We start from the raw sequence: 2036 nt of genomic DNA on the forward strand, positions 1-2036 counted from the left end.
CGCACCACGAGATTTGAACAGGGAACAATGTCAGGCACTGAAAATTATAGGTCGCCAAGTGGTTACTCAAAGGTTACTACGCGGTGTCAGCCACTCAGGGCGCAAGGTCATCAAAGTGAAGGAAATGCCGCCGGAAATACCGTGGAATATTGTCGAGATATTTGAAAGCATCACGGATGCTTTTTTTGCGCTGGATTGGGAGTGGCGGTTCACATACTTAAACTCGCGAGCAGAGCAAGTTTTGCTGAGAACCAAGAATGAGTTAATCGGTAAGTGTATATGGGATGAATTACCAGAGGCTATAGGTTCCACATTTGAGAAAGAATGTCACAGAGCGGTATCCAAGCGAGTAACAGTACATTTTGAAGAATTTTATTCACCCCTGGGGATTTGGCTGGAGGTAAGAGCCTATCCTTATCAAGGCGGGTTATCAGTTTATTTCCGGGATGTAACGGCAAGAAAACAGTCAGAGGCAATGCTGATGGAGCGATCGCGCCTCTCGGCTTTCGGTGCGGCGGTAGGCATCGCGCTGGGACAAGCCGGTGGCATATCGGAAATCCTCAACCGTTGTACCCACATTACAATCGAGCATCTAGATGCCATCAATGCTTGTATTTGGACTGTCAAGCAAGGATCGAACAAACTCGAACTTGAGGCGATGGCCTTTGCCAAGGATGAACCTACAGACTCTCGCACCCCAGAGTCGTGCGACTTGATTCGCCCAGATAGCAGCATAGCGGAGAAGATCGCCCAAAATCACCAACCCTACCTGAGCAACGACCTGCGCGATCGCGATCGTTTCCAAGAAAGGGAATGGTTGGAGAAAATCAAACCGCACAGCAGCAAACAAGTCAAAGCTTTTGCGGGGTATCCCCTGATTGTAGAAGAGCGGTTGGTGGGTGTGATGGCTGTTTTCAGCCGTCAACCCCTCAGCCAAGAAGGACATAATATTTTGGAGTGGGTAGCCAATGCTATTGCTGTGGCGATCGATCGTTATTGGGCGCGATCGGAACTGCTCTCGCGTCGGGAAAGCCTGCTATTCCGCCTAGCCAGCCAAATTCGCAATTCTTTGGATCTCGATACAATCTTGGGTACTGCGGTCAACGAAATTCGCAGTTTGTTGCAAATCGATCGCTGTCATTTTCTCTGGTGCTGGCCCGATCCGCAAAACCCCAGCCTGACGGTAACTCACGAATCGTGCCATCCCAACTTGCCCAGCTTGTTGGCCGACTATCCCACAGAGAAAGTTACCTCGCTGGTCAAAAAAATCGTCAATTTAGAGACAATTCGGATAGATGATGTGGAGAGCGCTGTCAATCTGGACGATCGAGAGCAAATTCTCCTGAATACTTTAGGCGTTACTTCGCAATTGCTCATCCCCCTAGCAACTCGTTCCGGCCAGCTGGGGGCAGTTGTATGCAGCCATTGTAGCGGCCCGCGACCTTGGAGTGACAGCGAAGTCGAGCTACTCAAAGCAGTGGTAGACCAATTGGCGATCGGTATAGACCAAGCCGAACTTTTTGCCCAAACTCGCGCAGCTGCGTTTGCCGCTCAAACTCAGGCGCAACAACTAGAGGGAGCTTTGCAACACTTAAAGGAAACCGAAGCACAACTGGTACAAACCGAAAAAATGTCCAGCCTCGGTCAATTAGTAGCAGGCATTGCTCACGAGATCAACAATCCCATCAATTTTATTTACGGCAACGTCGCTCATGCCAGCGACTATATCCAAGACCTCTTGGAATTGGTGAGCCTCTATCAAAAGTATTATCCCAAGCCAGCAGCAGAAATTCACGCTGCCGCTGAGACAATGGATTTAGAATTTGTCAAGAATGACCTGCCCAAATTGCTAGCTTCAATGCAGGTGGGGACAGAAAGGATTCGGCAAATTGTCCTGTCGCTGCGAAATTTCTCCCGCCTCGACGAAGCAGAAAAGAAACCGGTCAATATCCACGAAGGTATCGATAGCACCTTGTTGATTTTGCAAAATCGCTTAAAAAGTACTTCTAGTAGGCCCGATATTAAAGTAATTAAAA

General features: G+C 48.8%; 1 protein-coding gene. It reads left to right on the plus strand.

The features are described 5' to 3' along the window. Positions 1 to 124: 124 nt before the first annotated feature. A partial coding sequence (locus tag H6S82_RS30980) for a GAF domain-containing protein (protein ID WP_206756916.1) occupies positions 125 to 2036 on the plus strand: 1912 nt, incomplete at its 3' end.

Source organism: Planktothrix sp. FACHB-1355 (genome assembly GCF_014748295.1).
In the GTDB taxonomy this organism is placed as follows: Bacteria; Cyanobacteriota; Cyanobacteriia; order Cyanobacteriales; family Aerosakkonemataceae; genus Aerosakkonema; species Aerosakkonema funiforme_A.